Source organism: Streptomyces sp. NPDC006384, assembly GCF_042870695.1.
Classification (GTDB): Bacteria; Actinomycetota; Actinomycetes; order Streptomycetales; family Streptomycetaceae; genus Streptomyces.
The window spans coordinates 50,880-68,516 of the sequence record NZ_JBIAHR010000017.1 but is presented as its reverse complement, the minus strand read 5'-3'; the positions used below and the strand labels follow the sequence as shown (position 1 = coordinate 68,516).

General features: G+C 71.9%; 19 protein-coding genes and 1 riboswitch. Of the genes, 2 read left to right on the top strand and 17 right to left on the bottom strand.

Annotated features, from left to right (window positions below; all coding sequences use genetic code 11):
• Positions 1-31: 31 nt before the first annotated feature.
• A riboswitch (TPP riboswitch) is annotated at positions 32-137 on the bottom strand.
• Between the two features lie 35 nt (positions 138-172).
• A complete protein-coding gene (rlmN, locus tag ACFYOJ_RS23195) occupies positions 173-1,279 on the bottom strand; it encodes a 23S rRNA (adenine(2503)-C(2))-methyltransferase RlmN (RefSeq protein WP_356553701.1) in 1,107 nt (368 codons plus the stop codon).
• 155 nt (positions 1,280-1,434) lie between these two features.
• On the opposite strand from rlmN, the gene ACFYOJ_RS23190 reads away from it, so the two are divergent.
• Entirely contained in the window at positions 1,435-2,073 is a 639-nt protein-coding gene (locus ACFYOJ_RS23190; protein ID WP_356553702.1) for a DinB family protein, read from the top strand.
• Positions 2,074-2,167: 94 nt separating this feature from the next.
• On the opposite strand, the gene ACFYOJ_RS23185 is transcribed toward ACFYOJ_RS23190, so the two are convergent.
• The 5 genes from ACFYOJ_RS23185 to rpsB form a co-directional block, all read right to left on the bottom strand.
• Positions 2,168-3,340 (bottom strand): phosphatidate cytidylyltransferase, encoded by a 1,173-nt coding sequence (locus tag ACFYOJ_RS23185; protein ID WP_356553703.1) that lies wholly within the window; start codon positions 3,338-3,340, stop codon positions 2,168-2,170.
• Positions 3,340-3,897: a ribosome recycling factor gene (frr, locus tag ACFYOJ_RS23180; protein ID WP_356553705.1), complete on the bottom strand. Its 558-nt coding sequence runs from the start codon at positions 3,895-3,897 to the stop codon at positions 3,340-3,342. The genes ACFYOJ_RS23185 and frr overlap by 1 nt, the downstream gene beginning before the upstream one ends.
• A gap of 187 nt (positions 3,898-4,084) precedes the next feature.
• Positions 4,085-4,843, bottom strand: coding sequence for a UMP kinase (pyrH, locus tag ACFYOJ_RS23175; protein WP_356553707.1), 759 nt, complete (start codon positions 4,841-4,843; stop codon positions 4,085-4,087).
• 205 nt (positions 4,844-5,048) lie between these two features.
• A complete protein-coding gene (gene tsf, locus ACFYOJ_RS23170) occupies positions 5,049-5,885 on the bottom strand; it encodes a translation elongation factor Ts (RefSeq protein ID WP_356553709.1) in 837 nt (278 codons plus the stop codon).
• Positions 5,886-5,978: 93 nt separating this feature from the next.
• Positions 5,979-6,884, bottom strand: a complete 906-nt coding sequence (gene rpsB, locus ACFYOJ_RS23165) for a 30S ribosomal protein S2 (RefSeq protein WP_356553711.1) — start codon at positions 6,882-6,884, stop codon at positions 5,979-5,981.
• 420 nt (positions 6,885-7,304) lie between these two features.
• Between rpsB and ACFYOJ_RS23160 the strand changes: the two genes are divergently transcribed.
• Positions 7,305-7,817 (top strand): M23 family metallopeptidase, encoded by a 513-nt coding sequence (locus ACFYOJ_RS23160; protein ID WP_356553807.1) that lies wholly within the window; start codon positions 7,305-7,307, stop codon positions 7,815-7,817.
• 217 nt (positions 7,818-8,034) lie between these two features.
• Here the strand turns inward: ACFYOJ_RS23160 and ACFYOJ_RS23155 are convergent, their stop codons facing one another.
• The 11 genes from ACFYOJ_RS23155 to lepB (ACFYOJ_RS23105) form a co-directional block, all read right to left on the bottom strand.
• Positions 8,035-8,589, bottom strand: a complete 555-nt coding sequence (locus ACFYOJ_RS23155) for a helix-turn-helix domain-containing protein (RefSeq protein WP_356553809.1) — start codon at positions 8,587-8,589, stop codon at positions 8,035-8,037.
• Between the two features lie 151 nt (positions 8,590-8,740).
• On the bottom strand, positions 8,741-9,583 hold the full coding sequence (whiG, locus tag ACFYOJ_RS23150; RefSeq protein ID WP_356553713.1) for an RNA polymerase sigma factor WhiG: 843 nt from the start codon (positions 9,581-9,583) through the stop codon (positions 8,741-8,743).
• 283 nt (positions 9,584-9,866) lie between these two features.
• Positions 9,867-11,066, bottom strand: a complete 1,200-nt coding sequence (dprA, locus tag ACFYOJ_RS23145; protein ID WP_388597675.1) for a DNA-processing protein DprA — start codon at positions 11,064-11,066, stop codon at positions 9,867-9,869.
• On the bottom strand, positions 11,063-12,682 hold the full coding sequence (locus tag ACFYOJ_RS23140; RefSeq protein ID WP_356553714.1) for a YifB family Mg chelatase-like AAA ATPase: 1,620 nt from the start codon (positions 12,680-12,682) through the stop codon (positions 11,063-11,065). Before ACFYOJ_RS23140 ends, dprA begins: the two co-directional genes overlap by 4 nt.
• Positions 12,682-13,044, bottom strand: coding sequence for a YraN family protein (locus ACFYOJ_RS23135; protein WP_356553716.1), 363 nt, complete (start codon positions 13,042-13,044; stop codon positions 12,682-12,684). Before ACFYOJ_RS23135 ends, ACFYOJ_RS23140 begins: the two co-directional genes overlap by 1 nt.
• 88 nt (positions 13,045-13,132) lie before the next feature.
• On the bottom strand, positions 13,133-13,441 hold the full coding sequence (locus ACFYOJ_RS23130) for a DUF2469 domain-containing protein (RefSeq protein ID WP_003965949.1): 309 nt from the start codon (positions 13,439-13,441) through the stop codon (positions 13,133-13,135).
• A 56-nt stretch (positions 13,442-13,497) separates the two neighbouring features.
• A complete protein-coding gene (locus tag ACFYOJ_RS23125) occupies positions 13,498-14,022 on the bottom strand; it encodes an NUDIX hydrolase (RefSeq protein ID WP_356553718.1) in 525 nt (174 codons plus the stop codon).
• Positions 14,012-14,788 carry a signal peptidase I gene (gene lepB / locus ACFYOJ_RS23120; protein ID WP_356553719.1) on the bottom strand — a complete coding sequence of 259 codons (777 nt, stop codon included), beginning with the start codon at positions 14,786-14,788 and terminating at the stop codon, positions 14,012-14,014. Before lepB (ACFYOJ_RS23120) ends, ACFYOJ_RS23125 begins: the two co-directional genes overlap by 11 nt.
• A 110-nt stretch (positions 14,789-14,898) precedes the next feature.
• Positions 14,899-15,717 carry a signal peptidase I gene (gene lepB / locus ACFYOJ_RS23115; RefSeq protein WP_388597731.1) on the bottom strand — a complete coding sequence of 273 codons (819 nt, stop codon included), beginning with the start codon at positions 15,715-15,717 and terminating at the stop codon, positions 14,899-14,901.
• Positions 15,677-16,888 carry a signal peptidase I gene (gene lepB, locus ACFYOJ_RS23110; RefSeq protein WP_356553722.1) on the bottom strand — a complete coding sequence of 404 codons (1,212 nt, stop codon included), beginning with the start codon at positions 16,886-16,888 and terminating at the stop codon, positions 15,677-15,679. Before lepB (ACFYOJ_RS23110) ends, lepB (ACFYOJ_RS23115) begins: the two co-directional genes overlap by 41 nt.
• The gene (gene lepB, locus ACFYOJ_RS23105) at positions 16,881-17,603 is read right to left on the bottom strand and encodes a signal peptidase I (RefSeq protein WP_356553724.1); all 723 of its coding nucleotides are present in this window, start codon (positions 17,601-17,603) and stop codon (positions 16,881-16,883) included. The genes lepB (ACFYOJ_RS23110) and lepB (ACFYOJ_RS23105) overlap by 8 nt, the downstream gene beginning before the upstream one ends.
• Positions 17,604-17,637 lie beyond the last annotated feature (34 nt).

The window sequence follows — 17,637 nt, the reverse complement described above, 5'->3', positions numbered from 1 at the left end:
TCTGACGAGGATCCCGGGCAGGGCGCAACAGCTCGAGTGATGACCGATCTCCCTACCCAGAATGACCTGGGCCAGGTTCGGAGGGTCTGCGGCCGGTGCCGCACTCTCAGCGCTGTGGCGCTCCCCTGTCGGAATATGAAGATGTCGGATGTGAAGTTGTACGCCGGTCAGGTTACCGCTCGCTCGCGGCGAGCTGACCACACGCCCCGTCGATCTCCTGTCCACGGGTGTCCCGGATGGTCACCGGTACACCGTGCGCCGCGATGGCCTCCACGAACGCCTTCTCGTCCTCGGGCCGCGAGGCGGTCCACTTGGAGCCCGGCGTCGGGTTGAGCGGGATCAGGTTGACGTGCACCGGCTTGCCCTTGAGCAGCCGTCCGAGCCGGTCGCCGCGCCACGCCTGGTCGTTGATGTCGCGGATCAACGCGTACTCGATGGACAGCCGGCGCCCCGACTTCGCGGCGTACTCGAAGCCCGCGTCCAGCACCTCGCGCACCTTCCACCGCGTGTTCACGGGGACGAGGGTGTCGCGCAGCTCGTCGTCGGGGGCGTGCAGCGAGATGGCGAGGCGGCACTTGAAGCCCTCGTCGGCGAACCGGTGGATCGCGGGGACCAGACCGACCGTCGAGACGGTGATGCCGCGCTGGGACAGCCCCAGCCCGTCGGGCTCGGGGTCGGTGAGGCGGCGGATGGCTCCGACGACCCGGTTGTAGTTGGCGAGGGGCTCGCCCATGCCCATGAACACGATGTTGCTCAGCCGCGCGGGGCCGCCGGGGACCTCGCCGTCCCGGAGCGCCCGCATGCCGTCGACGATCTGGTGCACGATCTCGGCGGTCGACAGGTTCCGGTCCAGGCCGGCCTGCCCGGTGGCGCAGAAGGGGCAGTTCATGCCGCAGCCCGCCTGGGAGCTGATGCACATGGTCACCCGGTCCGGGTAGCGCATGAGCACGGACTCGACGAGCGTCCCGTCGAACAGCTTCCACAGCGTCTTGCGGGTGGTGCCCTGGTCGGTCGACAGATGCCGCACGACCGACATCAGGTCGGGCAGCAGCGCGTCCCGGAGACCCTCGCGCGAGGAGGCCGGGATGTCCGTCCACTGCTCGGGGTCGTGGGCGTACCGCGCGAAGTAGTGCTGCGAGAGCTGCTTCGCGCGGAACGGCTTCTCGCCGATCGCGGCGACGGCCTCCTTGCGCTCGGCGGGCGTGAGGTCGGCGAGGTGCCGCGGCGGCTTCTTGGCTCCGCGCGGGGCGACGAATGTGAGTTCTCCGGGCTTAGGCATGACTCGACCAGTGTCGCAGATCCACTCGGGTGACCTGCGTCCGTCGCCCGTCATGGCCGCCGCCGGCGACGGTCGGTGGCCTCCGGCGGCAGCGCGGAAGCATGCCGGGACGGACCGGCCGTTCGGCATGTACACGCATTGTTACGATCTTCGGCATGTGTGAAACGGACACCGCGGTCGACGGTGAGGATGTGCGCCGGGTCGTCCGCCTGGCCGTCGAGACCCTGCGGCATGCGGACCCCGGGGACCTGGACGCCAGGGCGGGAACGCTCGAGTGGACGTGCTGGGAGACGCTCGAGCACCTGGCCGACGACCTGTTCACCTACGCCGCGAGGTTCGGGCTCGCGAAGCCGCCGATGTCCTCGCTGCTGCCCTTCAGGACGAGCAGCGACCGGGACGGCGGGCCGGCCAACGTCTTCTTCGTCGAGCGGGACTCGGGCCTCGAAGGGATCCTGACCGTCCTGGAGGCGTGCGGTGGCCTGCTCGCGTCCGTCCTGCACACCGCCCCCTCGGACACCGTCGCCCACCACGTCTTCGGGCCCTCGGACCCCGAGGGGTTCGCCGCCATGGCCGTCGTCGAGACCCTCGTGCACACCCATGACATCGGCCAGGGACTGAACCTGGAGTGGTCGCCGCCGAGGGAGCTGTGCGAACGGGTCCTGAAGAGGCTCTTTCCTCATGTCCCCATGGGTCCCGACGCATGGGAGACCCTGCTGTGGGCGACGGGCCGCACCGCCCTGCCCGATCGCCCACGCCTCACCGAGTGGCGCTGGTACGGCACACGGAGCGCGTGACACGCCGGGGCGCCACCGTCCGGACGTACGAAGAGGGACCCGGCGCCCTGTGGCGCAACGGGTCCCTCTCGAACAGGCCGGACGGAGCAGCGGGTCAGCCCGCCCCGACGAAGACCACCAGCAGCAGCCACACCACCGGTGCCGTCGGCAGGAGCGAGTCCAGCCGGTCCATGATGCCGCCGTGGCCCGGCAGCAGCGTGCCCATGTCCTTGATGCCGAGGTCCCGCTTGATCATGGACTCGCCGAGGTCGCCCAGGGTGGCGCTGACGGCGACCACGAGGCCGAGGAGCAGCCCCTGCCACCATGTGCCGCCGTCGATGGCGAACTGCATGCACAGCGCGCCCGCCGCCATCGCGAAGGCCACCGCTCCGAGCAGGCCCTCGCGGGTCTTGCCGGGGCTGATGCGCGGGGCGAGCTTGGTCCTGCCGAAGCGCCACCCGACCGCGTACGCGCCGGTGTCGCTGACGACCGTCAGCAGCAGGAAGGTCAGGACGCGCCAGGGGCCGTCGTCGGCCGCCAGCATCATCGTGACGAAGGTGGCCAGGAACGGCACGTAGAACGCCGCGAAGACACCCGCCGTGACGTCCCTGAGGTAGTTCTCCGGCGGTTCGGTCATCCGCCAGACGAGGACGGCCAGCACCGTGAGCGCCATGGCGACCCACGCGCCCTCGGCACCGCGCACGTACCCGGCGACGACCATCGCCGCGCCGCCGGCCGCGAGCGGCACGAGGGGCGCCTTGATCTCCTTGCGCTCCCGCAGCCGCGTGGTCAGTTCCCACAGGCCCACCACGACGGCCACCGCGACGACGCCGACGAAGACGGACTTGACGACGAACAGCGACGCGACGATCACCGCGCCGAGTCCGACGCCCACCCCTATGGCGGCCCCCAGGTCACGCCCCGCGCTCTTCTTCTGCGGCTGCGACGGCGGCGGCTGCTGTGCCGGCCGGGAGGCGTCGGGCATGGGCTCCGGATTCTGCGGCGCCGCCGCCGCATACGGCTGCGCCGACGGGTTCTCGCCGCGATACGGGTCGTCGCGGAACGGCTCGTCTCGGAACAGGGGGCCGCCCGGCTGGGCGGCCCCCCGGTCGTCATCCTGGTCTCCGCCGTGTTCGGGCAGGTCGGGCACGATGGGCATGGGGCGAGTCTGCTGCGCGTGGTGCGCATCGTACGCGGAACCCGCCGGGGCGGCCCCCTGGACGGGCCCCTGGCCGGACGGCCCCCAGTACCCGGCTTGTGGCGGCGCTCCCCAGGAAGAGTCGTTCATCAGACCTCGAGCAGTTCGGCTTCCTTGTGCTTCAGGAGCTCGTCCACCTGGGCGACGTACTTGGCGGTGGTGTCGTCGAGCTCCTTCTCCGCACGGCGGCCCTCGTCCTCGCCGACCTCGCCGTCCTTGACCATCTTGTCGATGGTGTCCTTGGCCTTGCGGCGCACGGAGCGGATGGACACCTTGGCGTCCTCGCCCTTGCTCTTGGCGACCTTGATGTAGTCGCGGCGGCGCTCCTCGGTCAGCTCGGGGAACACGACCCGGATGATGTTGCCGTCGTTGCTGGGGTTGACGCCCAGGTCGGAGTCGCGGATCGCCTGTTCGATGTTGCGCAGGGCGCTCTTGTCGAAGGGGGTCACCACGGCCATGCGCGGCTCGGGCACGGAGAACGAGGCCAGCTGGTTGATCGGCGTCAGCGCGCCGTAGTAGTCGGCCACGATCTTGTTGAACATCGCCGGGTGCGCACGGCCGGTGCGGATCGCGGCGAAGTCCTCCTTGGCGACCACGACGGCCTTCTCCATCTTCTCCTCGGCCTCGAGGAGGGTCTCTTCGATCACCACTTGCTCCTGCGTGTCTTGAGTAGGCCCGGCCGCTTTCTGCTCCTGGTCGGAGCCGCGGCCGGCTGCGTCGCGTCTTCTTCCTGCACGGTTCCCGACCGGCGGGACATTGTCCATCCCCCGGCCCGGTCCCGTCCCGTCCGTCCCCCGGACAGGTGGCGTCCGCGGACAGGGGGTGGTTCTCCGGTCAGTCCCGGCTGCCGTGGTCGCCCACGAGCGTGCCGATCTTCTCACCCTTGACGGCGCGGGCGATATTGCCCTCCTTCAGCAGCTCGAAGACGACGATGGGGAGGCTGTTGTCACGGCAGAGCGTGACGGCCGTCGCGTCGGCGACCTTCAGGTCGCGGGTGATGACGTCGCCGTAGCCGAGCGCGTCGAACTTCACGGCGTCCGGGTTGGTCTTCGGGTCGGAGTCGTAGACCCCGTCCACGCCGTTCTTGCCCATGAGCAGGGCTTCGGCGTCGATCTCCAGGGCGCGCTGGGCGGCGGTGGTGTCGGTGGAGAAGTACGGCATGCCCATACCGGCGCCGAAGATGACCACGCGGCCCTTCTCCAGGTGGCGCACGGCGCGCAGCGGGATGTACGGCTCGGCGACCTGGCCCATGGTGATGGCGGTCTGCACGCGGCAGTCGACGCCCTCCTTCTCCAGGAAGTCCTGGAGGGCCAGGCAGTTCATGACGGTGCCGAGCATGCCCATGTAGTCGGAGCGGGCGCGGTCCATGCCGCGCACCTGCAGTTCGGCGCCGCGGAAGAAGTTGCCGCCGCCGATGACGACGGCGATCTGCGCGCCGTCGCGGACGACGGCCGCGATCTCGCGGGCGATGGCGTGCACCACGTCGGGGTCGACGCCCAGGCCCCCGCCGCCGGAGAAGGCCTCTCCGGACAGCTTCAGCATGAAGCGGCCGCGTACTTTGCCGTCGTCGCTCTTCTCGGCCTTGGTGGTCATGGAGATCTCGCCTCTTCTACGTGGGTCACACACACGAAGAAGGCCATTGCCGGTGGGGGCGTGTTCGCATCCCGTACGCGGCAATGGCCTCCTCGTCAGTTCTGCTGTCGTCCGCCGCCGCACGCGTGTGCGCGGCGGCGGACGGCAACGGCGCGGACGACTGCTGCCGACCCTACCGGGGTCGCGCGTCCGTCGCGGTACGGACTCAGATGCCGACCTTGATGCGCGTGAAGCGCTTCAGGGTGACACCGGCCTCGTCCAGGACCTTCTGGACGGACTTCTTGTTGTCGAGCGCGTAGGGCTGGCCCAGCAGCGTGGCGTCCTTGAAGAAGCCGTTGAGGCGGCCCTCGACGATCTTCGGCAGGGCGGCCTCGGGCTTGCCCTCGGCGCGGGTGGTCTCCTCGGCGACGCGGCGCTCGGACTCGACGACCTCGGCCGGCACGTCCTCCTTGGAGAGGTACTTCGGCGCGAAGGCGGCGATGTGCTGGGCGACGCCCTTGGCGATCTCGGCGTTCGGCTTGTCCAGCTCGACGAGGACACCGATCTGCGGGGGCAGGTCGGGCATCGTGCGGTGCATGTACGCGGTCACGAAGCCGCCGGAGAACTGCGCGAAGCGGTCCAGGACGATCTTCTCGCCGAGGTTGGCGTTGGCCTCGTCCACGAACGCCTGGACGGTCTTGCCGGGCTCGATCTCGGAGGCGAGCAGCGCCTCGATGTCGGCCGGGGCGGCCTTGGCGACGTGCTCGGCGATGGCCTTGGCGACGTTCTGGAACTTCTCGCCCTTGGCGACGAAGTCCGTCTCGCACTTCAGCTCGACGAGGACGCCCGAGGTGTTGTCGTCGGCGATGATCGAGACGACGGCACCGTTCTCGGCAGAGCGGCCCTCGCGCTTGGCGACGCCCTTCTGGCCCTTGATGCGGAGCGCCTCGACGGCCTTCTCGACGTTGCCCTCGGCCTCGTCCAGCGCCTTCTTGCAGTCCATCATGCCGGCGCCGGTGAGCTCGCGGAGCTTCTTGACGTCGGCGGCGGTGTAGTTCGCCATGATTCCGGAATCTCTCTCGAAGTCTGAAGATCTACGGGCCGACGGCGGGGACTGTGTGATCCCCGCCGTCCAGAACCCGAAGGGGGTGAGGGGTCAGGCCTGCTCGGCGTCCGCGGCGGGGGCCTCGGCGGCAGCCTCGGCCGGAGCCTCCGCGGGCGTCTCGGCGGGGGCCTCGGCCGGAGCCTCGGCAGCGGCCTCGGCGGGCTTCTCGGCCTCGTCGGCCTTCTTCTCGCCCTCGAGCAGGTCGCGCTCCCACGCGGCCAGCGGCTCGCCGGCGGCCTTGTCGCCCTTGCCCTCGGTGGCGACACCGGAGCGGGCGATGAGGCCCTCGGCCACGGCGTCGGCGATCACGCGGGTGAGCAGGGTGACGGAGCGGATCGCGTCGTCGTTGCCCGGGATCTTGTAGTCGACCTCGTCGGGGTCGCAGTTGGTGTCGAGGATGGCGACGACCGGGATGTTGAGCTTCCGGGCCTCGCCGACCGCGATGTGCTCCTTCTTGGTGTCCACGATCCAGACGGCGCTGGGCACCTTGGACATCTCGCGGATACCGCCGAGGGTCTTCTCCAGCTTGGCCTTCTCGCGGGAGAGGACCAGCAGCTCCTTCTTGGTGAGGCCGGAGGCGGCCACGTCCTCGAAGTCGATCTGCTCGAGCTCCTTCAGGCGCTGCAGGCGCTTGTAGACGGTCGAGAAGTTGGTGAGCATGCCGCCCAGCCAGCGCTGGTTGACGTAGGGCATGCCGACGCGGGTGGCCTGCTCCGCGATGGCCTCCTGCGCCTGCTTCTTCGTGCCGACGAACATGACCGTGCCGCCGTGGGCGACGGTCTCCTTGACGAACTCGTAGGCGCGGTCGATGTACGACAGCGACTGGAGCAGGTCGATGATGTAGATGCCGTTGCGCTCGGTGAAGATGAAGCGCTTCATCTTCGGGTTCCAGCGACGGGTCTGGTGACCGAAGTGGACGCCGCTCTCCAGCAGCTCCCGCATCGTGACGACGGCCATGGCCGTATCTCCTTGAGTTCTCGGTTGTGCCGCGGAAGCCGGACGGCCTCCACGCCTGACGCCCGCGATGCGCCGTGCCGCTGAGGACCGAGGGGCGCTGCCACGAGCCTGGGGGGCTTCGTGTCGGGGCGTGCGAAGTCGACCCGGTCACCCGGGTCGCCACCAGAAGTGTACGGGACCCGAGGGGCGCCGGGTGACGCGGCTTTCCACAAGCGGGGCGTGGTCCACAGGGCCGGGCGGCGGCCGGTGCCGGTGCGGGACGGTTCCCGTATGCGAGCGAGACGATGCGTGGGTGTGTGTACGTGGGTGGCGGTGCTGTCGGCCGTCGTGCTCGCCGGGCCGTCGCACCCCGGGCTTCCGGGGCCGGCGGACTCGGGCTCGACGGGCTCGGCGGGCTCGGCGGGCTCGGCGGGGGCGGCGATGGTCCCGGTGGCGGATCCTCTGCGGGAGCCGGCGCCGGCGGTGCCGGCTCTGGCCCGGGTCTGGCCGGTCGGCTCCCGGCCCGCCGTCCTGCGGGGCTGGGAGCCCCCGGCGTCCCCGTACGGTCCGGGGCACCGCGGTGTGGATCTCGCCGCACCGGCCGGGACCCCGGTGCGGGCGGTGGCGGCGGGAAGGGTGTCCTTCGCGGGGCGGGTGGCGGGCCGGGGCGTGGTCTCGCTGGAACTGTCGGGGACGGGCGAACCACCCTTGCGGACGACGTACGAGCCGGTGACCGCGTCGGTGGAGAAGGGCGAGGAGATCGCGGCGGGCGAGGTGCTCGGCACGGTCGGGGCGAGCGGCTCGCACTGCACGGGCTGCCTGCACTGGGGCCTGCTGCGCGGCGACGTCTACCTCGACCCGCTCTCCCTGCTCCCGCCCTGGCTGCTCGACACCGGCCCGTCGAGGCTGCTGCCGGTGCTGGGAGTCCCCCTTCCCGGCCGGCCACGGGCCTAGGGTCTTTCGTTCGGCTCAGGCCGGATCAGGGAGCGGGGTCCGGTGCCGTGCATCGCAAGGCGGAGGAGGGCGTCATGGCGGAGCCAGGGCAACCGACGACAACGCGGCGAGGCGTGGTGCCGGGGCCCACGAGCCCGGCCTGAGCCGAACGAGAGGCCCTGGGCCCGCGGCCGGCCGCGCCCGTCCGGCGCCGGGGTGGCTCCCGCCGTCCGGGCGGTCAGCCCCGTACGCCTCGCAGCGCCATGGAGACCGCCGCCTCCGTGATCACCGCCGGTTCCTCCGCCCCGAGCTCGAGGCGCCGCACGGCCGCGTCCACGACCCCCTGCAGCAGCATCGCCGCCAGCCGCGGCTGTCCGTGCCCCAGCTCGCCCAGCGCTTCGACGATCATCGCGACCAGCCCGCCGTGCGCCGCCCGGATCTTCTCCCGTGCCCCGGCGTCCAGTTCGCTCGCGGAGATGGCCACCACGGCCCGGTGCCGCCGGTCGCCGACCAGGTCGAGCTGGGTGCGCACATACGCCTCGATCTTGCCCTCGGGCGTGGCCTCGCGCTCCATCGCCGCCTCGACCTCCGCGGCCCAGACCGGGAAGTCGACGGCGCACAGCTCCTCGACGACCGCCGCCCGCGACCGGAAGTACTCGTAGACGGAGGAACGGGCCAGGCCCGTCCGCTCGGCGAGGGCGGGGAAGGTCAGCGCCTCCGTCCCGCCGTCGGACAGCAGGGAGCGTGCCGCGTCCAGCAGGGCGGCACGCTGCATCGACCGGTGCTCGGCCACGGAGGCCGCTCGAATCCTTGGCACGCCACCACTTTACGGAGGCGCCGCCCCGTGCGGGAGCCGCCCGCCCGGCGCCGGGGGCACCGGGCCGTCGCCGGGCCGGTCGCCGGGCCCTTCGCGGCGGCGGCCGGCCGCGTGGCGTCCGGCGAGGTCAGCGGCCGAATCCCGCCAGTTTCGCCCGCAGTTGCAGTACGGACTTGGTGTGGATCTGGCTGACCCGGCTCTCGGTGACGCCCAGCACATTGCCGATCTCGGCGAGGGTCAGACCCTCGTAGTAGTACAGGGTGACGACGGTCTTCTCCCGCTCGGGCAGAGTGTTGATCGCCCGTGCCAGAAACCGCCGCAGCTCCCGGTCCTCGGCGACCTCGACCGGATTGTCGGCGGCCGTGTCCTCCAGGGTGTCCAGGAGGCTGAGCCGGTCCCCGCCCTCGCCCCCGCCGTGCAGCAGCTCCTCCAGCGCCACCACGTTGGCCAGGGACAACTGGCTGAAGACGGCGTGCAGATCCTCCACCGCGATCCCCATCTCGCCGGCCACCTCGCCCTCCGACGGAGTGCGCCGCAGCCGCGCCTCCAGGGTCGCGTAGGCCCGCTCCACGTTCCGCGCCTTCTGCCGCACCGAACGCGGGATCCAGTCGAGCGCCCGCAGCTCGTCGATCATGGCGCCCCGGATCCGGGTGATCGCGTACGTCTCGAACTTGATCTCCCGGTCGACGTCGAACTTCTCGATCGCGTCGATCAGTCCGAACACCCCGGAGGAGACGAAGTCCGCCTGCTCGACGTTGGGCGGCAGCCCCACGCTCACCCGGCCCGCCACGTACTTCACCAGGGGCGAGTAGTGCAGGATCAGCTGTTCCCGCAGCCGCCCGTCCCCCGTCGCCTTGTACGACCGCCACAGTTCGTCGAGCGTCGAGGGGGCGGGCGGTCGCACGCTGCCACCGTCGCGGGCGGCTGGGGGGATCGCCGCCCGGTCGGGCCCGGAGGTGTGCTGGGGCATTCGTCGCCTTGTGCCGTTCTGCCGTGATCTGGCGCCTGGATCAGGTCGCCGGTCTGCTGTCTGGTTGTCGCTGTTGTCGCCGATCCGCGTGGGGGGTATGCGTGAGCGTAGCGTGACTGGGGTGTCGCGGTGTGCGAAGAGCGGCGGGGTGACCGTGCGCAGATACGTTCCGCTGAACGCTCTGCAGAGGGGACGGCAATCACTCGGTGTGATCACTCGTGTGCCTCAACTACGGGAATTCCCAAGGGCGTAGGGATTCCCCCGGACGGCCGAACACGCTGTGTCAGCGCGGGCTGCGTCCGCCCCGGACCGAGATCATCGCCTGGCGTGTCAACTTCCAGCCGTCGCCGTGTCGTTCGACGTAACCGAGTGCTCGAAGTTCGTACAGTCTCGCGACCGCGTCGTCCTGCGTGGTCTGGGCGCGGCAGGCGATCTCCTCCGCCCCCGCCGCCCCGCGTGCCGGGAGCCCTTCGAGCACCTGCCGGGACCGGGGCTCCAGCAGGTCGGTGGGGAGGACCGGCCCGCGCCGGTCCGGGGCCAGTTCGCCGATGTCACCGACGAGTTCCACCACCTCCGCGGCGTCGGTGACGAGGACGGCATCGCCGCGCAGCAGCTCGTGCACTCCCGCGGACAGTCCGCTGGTGGCCGGCCCGGGCACCCCCATCGTGTGCCGGCCCAGGCGCTGCGCCGCCCGTGCGGTGACCAGCGAACCGCTGCGGAGGGCGGCCTCGACGACCACGGTGCCCCGGGTGAGCGCGGCGATCACGCGGTTGCGCAGGACGAATCTGCTCGCCGTGGGATGGTCGCCCGGCGGCAGCTCCCCGACCACCAGTCCCTGCTCGGCGATCCGGGCGAGCAGCCCGGCGTGCCCGGGCGGATACGGTCGGTCGACACCACAGGCGAGGACGGCCGCGGTCGCCCCGCCGGCACCGAGGGCGCCCCGGTGCGCGGCGCCGTCGACGCCGTAGGCACCGCCGGACACCACGACCCAGCCGCGTTCGGCGAGGCCGGCGGAGAGGGTGGCCGCCATGTGGGCGCCGTACTCGGTGCAGGCGCGGGCGCCGACGACGGCCACCGACCGCAGCGCCCACATGCGCAGGCTGGGCCGGCCGCGCACCCACAGTCCGAGCGGTCTGGCGTCCCCCAGGTCGTCGAGCTGCCGGGGCCATTCGGTGTCGCCGGGCGTCACGAACCGCACCCCCGCCGCCCGTGCGACGGCGAGGTCCCTGCCCGGATCGGCCCGCTCGGCCCGGGCCCGGAGTCCGGCCCACCGCTTCGCGCTCACCCCTGACAGGGCGGTCCCGCCCTCCCGCAGCCGCCGCGCCACTTCCACGGCGCCGTGTTCGCGCACCCACCTTCCGGCGGTCTCGTCACCGGGCTCGATGACCCGGGTGAGGAAGACCCGGCCGAGCAGTTCCGCCTCCGCGGAGCCATTGCCGTCGCCGTCGCCGTCACTGGTGATCATCGCGTCGTCCCTTGTCATGTCAGCGCCCCCAACGCCATGGGCACGCCGCGCGGCACCCCGGTGCGCAGTTGCAGCGCCAGGGCGACGTCCCCAGCGTCGGGCCGGCCGTGGCCGACGAGGTCGGCGACGGTCCAGGCGACGCGCAGGACGCGGTCGAGGCCCCGGGCGGTGAGCACGCCCCGTTCGAGGCTGCGTTCCGCCTCGTCCAGCGCGCCCGGCGCCGCGTGCCAGCGGCTGCGCAGCTCACGGCCGGGCACCTCGCTGTTGGAGCGCCAAGGGGTGCCGGCGAGGCGGGTGGCGGCCCTTTCGCGCGCAGTCCGTACCCGATCGGCGACCGTCGCGGTGGAGTCGCCCCGGGCGCCGTCCCCCGCGAGCTCCCGGCGGGTGACCCGGTCCACCTCGACGCGGAGGTCGACCCGGTCGAGCAGCGGGCCGGACAGTCTTGCCTGGTAGCGGCGGATCGACGCGGGCGAGCATTCGCACAGGCCGTCCCTCTGCGTGAAGCGCCCGCACGGGCAGGGGTTGGCGGCCAGCACCATCAGGAAGCGTGCCGGGAACCGCACGACGCCCGCGCTGCGCGCGATGACGACGTGCCCGGACTCCAGCGGCTGGCGCAGCGCGTCGAGGGCGTGGCTGCTGAATTCGGGGGTTTCGTCCAGGAAAAGCACCCCCCGGTGTGCGAGCGACACCGCGCCGGGCCGGGCCGTGCCGGGGCCGCCGCCGACGAGGGCCTGCATCGTGGCGGAGTGGTGCGGCGCGCAGTAGGGGGCGACGTCGATGAGGGGTTTGCCGGGCGGCAGCAGGCCGGCCACCGAGTGGACCGCGGTGACCTCCAGCGACTCCGCCCGGCCCAGCCTGGGCAGGACGGCGGGCAGCCGCTCGGCGAGCATGGTCTTTCCGGCGCCCGGCGGCCCTTCCAGGAACAGATGGTGCCCGCCGGCCGCCGCGACCTCCACGGCGGTGCGCGCCGACGTCTGGCCGACCACGTCGGCGAGGTCGTGGTCGTGCTGGGCCGCACCCATGCTGTGCATGCCCGTGGCGGCGCCGGTGCCGGGCATGCGCAGGCCGGCCATGAGCGGGTCGGGCCCGCACTGACGGTCCTGCTCCTCCTCCGGGACGGGCTCGTCGGCGAGGACGGCGATCAGCTGGCGCAGGCTGCGTACGCCGAGCACCGAGACACCCGGCACCAGGGACGCCTCGGCGGCGGCGCACTCGGGCACGACGACCTGCTCGTACCCGGCCTCGGCCGCGGCCAGCACCGCCGGCAGGATGCCGCGCACCGGACGCACCCTCCCGTCCAGGCCCAGCTCGCCGATCATCAGGATGTCGGACAGCACCCGCGGATCGATGCGCTCGGCGGCGCCGAGCACTGCTGCGGCGACGGCGAGGTCGAAACCGCTGCCGCTCTTCGGCACGGATGCCGGACTGAGTCCCACCGTCAGCTTCTTCTGCGGCCATTCGGCGCCCGAGTTCACCACCGCCGCCCTGACCCGGTCCCGGCTCTCGCTCAGACTCTTGTCGGGCAGTCCGACCAGCGTGAACGCGGCCACGCCCGGTTCCAGGTCGGCCTGGACCTCGACGACCACGCCCTCGACGCCGACGAGGGCCACGGAACAGGTGCGTGCGAATCCCATCACGCCACCCCCCGCGCGTGCTCGACGACGGGCGCGCCGCGCCGCGGCAGGACCACGCCCACCAGGTCGATGCGGACGCCTCCGGGCGGGGCTCCCCCGTGGGCCTGGATCCAGCGCGCGGCCAGTCGCCGCAGCCGCTCGGCCTTCTCGGGGCCCACCGCGGCCATCGGGTGTTCGAACGAACCGGCCCTGCGGGTCTTGACCTCGCAGACGACCAGGACGTCCCCGTCCCGGGCGACGATGTCGATCTCGCCGGTCCGTCCGCAGCGCCAGTTGCGCTCCAGGACCGTCAGTCCGGCCTCCCCCAGCCGGCGGGCGGCGAGCGTCTCGCCGTACTTGCCCAGCGCACCTCGTGCGTTCATGTCGGCACCACCTCCGGTGCCGACGATCACGCAGACGGGCCGAGCCCGTGACTCACGGTGGACTACTCACCGGTTGTGGAAAACTCCGTCACCCGCCGGGGAGCTCCAGATCGCTCTTGTTCAGCTCCTCGATGTTCACGTCCTTGAACGTCAACACGCGCACCTGCTTCACGAAGCGGGCCGGCCGGTACATGTCCCACACCCAGGCGTCGGCCATGGAGACCTCGAAGAACACCTCGCCCTGGACCGAGTGGACCTGCATCTCGTAGTCGTTGGTGAGATAGAAACGCCGCTCGGTCTCGATCACGTATTTGAACAGACCGACGACGTCGCGGTACTCCCGGTAGAGCTTGAGCTCCATCTCGGTCTCGTACTTCTCGAGGTCCTCGGCGCTCATGGCATGTTCCCCTTCAGCCGTACGATCCACCCATTGTGCGCCAGTCCCGCGCGGCCCTAGACGATTTCGGTGTCCAGGGTCACCGGGGCGGCGGGGGGACCTTCGTCGAGCAGCGTGCGCAGCAGCTCGGCGAGTCTGGTCGGATACACCGTCTCATGCGCCCGGGTCAGTTCCGCACAGGTCCACCAGCGGAATCCGGCGACACTGCGCCGTTCCAGCTCGGTCAGGCCGGCCGCCTCGGTCGCGGTCTGCGCGGTGCGGGCCAGGTAGTACCACTCGTCCTGGTTCCAGCGGCGGCCCGCGAACGGGAAGGAGCACCGGCGCCGCCACAGCACGGGGCCGAGTTCGACCTCGGTGATGCCGGTCTCCTCCTCGAGCTCCCGCCGGGCGGCCTCCTCGCGGGTCTCGTCGCCCTCCACGCCGCCGCCGGGGGTGAACCACCAGTCGTCGGCCGGGTCGTCGGGTTCGTGCCCGTGCAGCAGCAGGATGCGGTCCTCGGGGTCGAGCAGCACCACCCGGGCCACCCTGCGCAGTCCGCCCTCGCCGGTGTCCCGGCCGGCCGGGACCGGCTCAGCGGCCACCGGCGTTCCCCGTCCCGGTCCGGGCGCGGGCGGCCGCGGCCCGCTTGGCGACGGGCCCGTACGCGGCGCCGCCGAGGATCAGCACGGCCCCGGCGACGACCAGCGCGGTCACCGTCCTGAGCGGGCCGGGCGAGGAGACGGCGCCCACCGCCCCGAAGCCGGACGGCCGCTCGAGCATGCCGTTCACGGGCCAGACCACGGCGTCCACGCGCGCCTCCACGGCGGCACTCGCCACGCTGCCTTGCGCGGCGTCGGTGAGGTGGGAGGTGGAGTCCACGGAGCTGCCGCGTTCGTCGCCGAGCAGGAACAGGCGTCCCTCGGGGACGGTCACGGCCGGGAAGCCGCCGCCCTCGGCGAGTGTGCCAGCGGGCAGGTAGGGCTCGTCGATCGCCTTGCCGTTGACCGTGAGGCGGCCCTTCTCGCAGCAGGAGACGGTGTCCCCGCCGACGGCGACGACGCGCTTGATCATGGGGGCGTCGGCCCAGCCGGCGTCCTTGAAGACGACGACGTCGCCGCGGCGGACGTCCGAGCCGTCGATCCGCTGTGCGAGCACCCGGTCTCCGGCGTGGATCGTCGGCGTCATGGAGGTGGTCGGCACGGTGTACGGCCGGTAGACCACCGCTCCCCAGGCGAATCCGCCGAGGAACAGCACCAGGCCCAGCGCCACGGCGAGGCCGGACAGCCGCTGTCCGGCCCTGCTGCCCGCCGGGGCCGTGTTCACGCCGCCGCCGCGCGGGGCCGTACGTGTCGTGCTCTCGCCACCCATGGGTCCGCACCCTACCCGGCGGTACCCGGACGGGGCAGCCCCCTTCCGGGCGCCGGGATCCGCGGACGCGGACGCCAGGAGCCGCGGGGCTCCACCGTGTCCCGGCGGGCTCAGCGGGTCTTCGCGGGGGTGTGCCTGCGGCGGCGCCACCAGAGCACCGGGAGGGCGCCGGCGACCGCCAGGCCCTGGGGGGCGACCGTGAGCGCCGCCGCGGCGGCCTGCTGGTCGTCCAGACCGGCCTGGTCGAAGGTGTCGGGCACGGGCAGGGTGTCCCAGTGGCTGATCGGCCAGGCGACCACGACGGCGCGGCCGACGACCTCCTTCACGGGGACCATGCCGCCGTTGCGGTCCGACTGGTTGTAGCGGGAGTCCCGCGAGTTCTGCCGGTGGTCGCCCATGACCCAGATGGAGCCCTCGGGGACCTTGACCTTGAACTGGCCGCCCTGGTCGTCGACGCTGCACGGGGTGTTGCCCGGGTAGACGTACTGCTCCTTCAGTTCCTTGCCGTTGACCTTGAGCGGCCCGGTGCCGTTGCACTCCACGGTGTCGCCGCCGACCCCGATGACGCGCTTGATCAGGTCCTTCTCGTCCGTGGACGGCATCAGGCCGATCCAGCTGAGGAACGTCTGCAGGGCGTTCGGGTCGGGTGTCGGTTCGCCCGCGAGCCACTGGTCGGGGTCGTGGAAGACGACGACCTCGCCGCGCTCGGGCTCGGACCCGAACCACGGGGTGAGCTTGTCGACGAGGACGCGGTCGCCCTCCGTCAGGGTGTTCTGCATCGATGCGGACGGGATCGAGAACGCCTGCACCAGGAAGGTCTTGATCAGCAGCGCGAGCACCAGCGCGATGCCGATGAGGATGGGCAGTTCCTTCCAGAAGGAGCGCTGCTTACCGGCCGCGGGGGGCGTCGCGGGCGGGTTCGCGCCCACTCCTTCGTCCTCGGTCGTCCTGTTGTGTTCGTCCGTCACCCTGCCGTCCTCGGTCCTGGAGCCGCTCCCGGAGGCCGGGGCGCCGTCCGCCGTCCGGCCGGCCGCTTCCACGGGACGTCCCCGCTGCTCCTCGCCGTCGTGACCGGACCGTGCGCCAACCGCCACATCCCCCACGCCAACTCCTCACTCTCTGCCGCAGCCCGCACCGTGCTCGGCGCAGGCCCACCACTCCCATAACGAGCGGGAGTTCCGCAGGGATCGGGAGTCGGATCATTGTGTTCGGATCGTAGGGGGCAACCCTATGCGACGACGTGGGAGCGGCGACCGGTCCGGAGGCCGCGTCGGGCACGGAGGCGTACGTCCCCGGTTCGTCCAGGGAGGTCCAGTGACCGAACGGCCACGCGATCACCACGGCCCGTCCCACCACTCCGTCCTCGGACACCGTGCCGAAGTCGGCGCCCTGGTGGAAACGGGAGTCGGCGGAGTCGGACCGGTGGTCGCCCATCACCCACAGCCGCCCCTCGGGGACGGTGACGTCGAACGGCGTCGTGGACGGGACGTCGCCCGGGTAGAGGTAGTCCTCGTCCAGGGGGACGCCGTTGACGGTGATCCGGCCCTGGGCGTCGCAGCACTTCACGTGGTCGCCGCCGACGCCGACGACCCGTTTGATGAGGTCCTTCTCGTCGTCGGAGGGCAGCAGCCCGATGAAGGCGAGGCCCTCCTTCACCTGCTCGAGGACGACGGGGTCGTCGTCCTTCCCGGTGGTCTGCTCGCCCTGGAGCCAGCCGCCGGGGTCCCGGAAGACGACGACGTCCCCGCGCTGCGGTTCCGAGCCGAACCACGGGGTGAGCTTGTCCACCAGGACCCGGTCGCCGATCCGGATCGTCTGCTCCATGGAGCCCGACGGGATGACGAAGGCCTGGACGAGGAAGGTCTTCAGGACCAGCGCGATGAGGACGGCGACGCCGATGAGGAGGGGGATCTCCTTGACCGCGCCGCGTCTGCGGCGCCGTCTGACCTTGCGCTGGAGCTTGCGCCGTTCGGCGCGGGTACGGCCGCCGGAGGGCGCGGACCGCCGGGAGCCGGAGGACGCGGACCGCCGGGAGCCGGAGGGCAGCGGGTTCCCCGCGGGGCTGCCGGGCGCTCCCCGGGGCTTGCCCCGGCTACCCATCGGCGCCCTCGGCCGCCGGTTCCGGCACGCGCGCGTACACATCGGGACGGTCGAGGTGCGTGGCGTGCCCGAAGGGCCAGACGATCCAGTCGGCGCGGCCGATCACCGCGTCCACCGGCACCATGCCGCCGCCCGGCGAGCCCAGGCGGTCCCGGGAGTCGCTGGAGTTGCCGCGGTGGTCGCCGAGGACGAACAGGGTGCCGTCGGGCACGACGACGTCGAAGGGCACCGTGGACGGGCGGTCGCCGGGGTACAGGACGGCCGACTCGTCGACCGCGCTGTCGTTCACCCGGACCCTCCCCTCCGTGTCGCAGCACTCCACATGGTCCCCGCCCACACCGACAACGCGTTTGATGTAGTCGCCGTGCCCGAAGAGCCCGGTGCCGTCGAACACGACGATGTCGCCCCGCTGCGGACGGCCGCCGAAGCGGTACGCGACCTTGTTCACGAGGACCCGGTCACCGATTCTCAGCCCCTGCTCCATGGAGCCGCTGGGAATCTGGAACGGCCGCAGCACGAAGGTGCTGACCAGCAGGAGGAACACCAGCAGGACGAGCAGGGTGAGGGTGAGGCGTCCGCCGGGCACCCAGCCGGCGATCCGCCCCGGGAACGCGGAACGCGACCGTTCCTCCGGGCCCGCCGGCTCCGAGGGGTGCTCGGTGCCGGAAGGGCGGGAGGAGCGGTCGCGCTCCGTGGGCTGTGCTTCGGTGTCCATCGCAGCCAGATGCTATCCGGCCGGGTCATGGACC

Bases quoted from the DNA above. Each gene is read 5' to 3' on its own strand.
- rlmN (WP_356553701.1), bottom strand. From the start codon at position 1,279: ATGCCTAAGCCCGGAGAACTCACATTCGTCGCCCCGCGCGGAGCCAAG.
- ACFYOJ_RS23190 (WP_356553702.1), top strand. From the start codon at position 1,435: ATGTGTGAAACGGACACCGCGGTCGACGGTGAGGATGTGCGCCGGGTC.
- ACFYOJ_RS23185 (WP_356553703.1), bottom strand. From the start codon at position 3,340: ATGAACGACTCTTCCTGGGGAGCGCCGCCACAAGCCGGGTACTGGGGG.
- pyrH (WP_356553707.1), bottom strand. From the start codon at position 4,843: ATGACCACCAAGGCCGAGAAGAGCGACGACGGCAAAGTACGCGGCCGC.
- tsf (WP_356553709.1), bottom strand. From the start codon at position 5,885: ATGGCGAACTACACCGCCGCCGACGTCAAGAAGCTCCGCGAGCTCACC.
- rpsB (WP_356553711.1), bottom strand. From the start codon at position 6,884: ATGGCCGTCGTCACGATGCGGGAGCTGCTGGAGAGCGGCGTCCACTTC.
- ACFYOJ_RS23160 (WP_356553807.1), top strand. From the start codon at position 7,305: ATGGTCCCGGTGGCGGATCCTCTGCGGGAGCCGGCGCCGGCGGTGCCG.
- whiG (WP_356553713.1), bottom strand. From the start codon at position 9,583: ATGCCCCAGCACACCTCCGGGCCCGACCGGGCGGCGATCCCCCCAGCC.
- dprA (WP_388597675.1), bottom strand. From the start codon at position 11,066: ATGACAAGGGACGACGCGATGATCACCAGTGACGGCGACGGCGACGGC.
- ACFYOJ_RS23140 (WP_356553714.1), bottom strand. From the start codon at position 12,682: ATGGGATTCGCACGCACCTGTTCCGTGGCCCTCGTCGGCGTCGAGGGC.
- ACFYOJ_RS23135 (WP_356553716.1), bottom strand. From the start codon at position 13,044: ATGAACGCACGAGGTGCGCTGGGCAAGTACGGCGAGACGCTCGCCGCC.
- ACFYOJ_RS23130 (WP_003965949.1), bottom strand. From the start codon at position 13,441: ATGAGCGCCGAGGACCTCGAGAAGTACGAGACCGAGATGGAGCTCAAG.
- lepB (WP_356553719.1), bottom strand. From the start codon at position 14,788: ATGGGTGGCGAGAGCACGACACGTACGGCCCCGCGCGGCGGCGGCGTG.
- lepB (WP_356553722.1), bottom strand. From the start codon at position 16,888: ATGGGTAGCCGGGGCAAGCCCCGGGGAGCGCCCGGCAGCCCCGCGGGG.
- lepB (WP_356553724.1), bottom strand. From the start codon at position 17,603: ATGGACACCGAAGCACAGCCCACGGAGCGCGACCGCTCCTCCCGCCCT.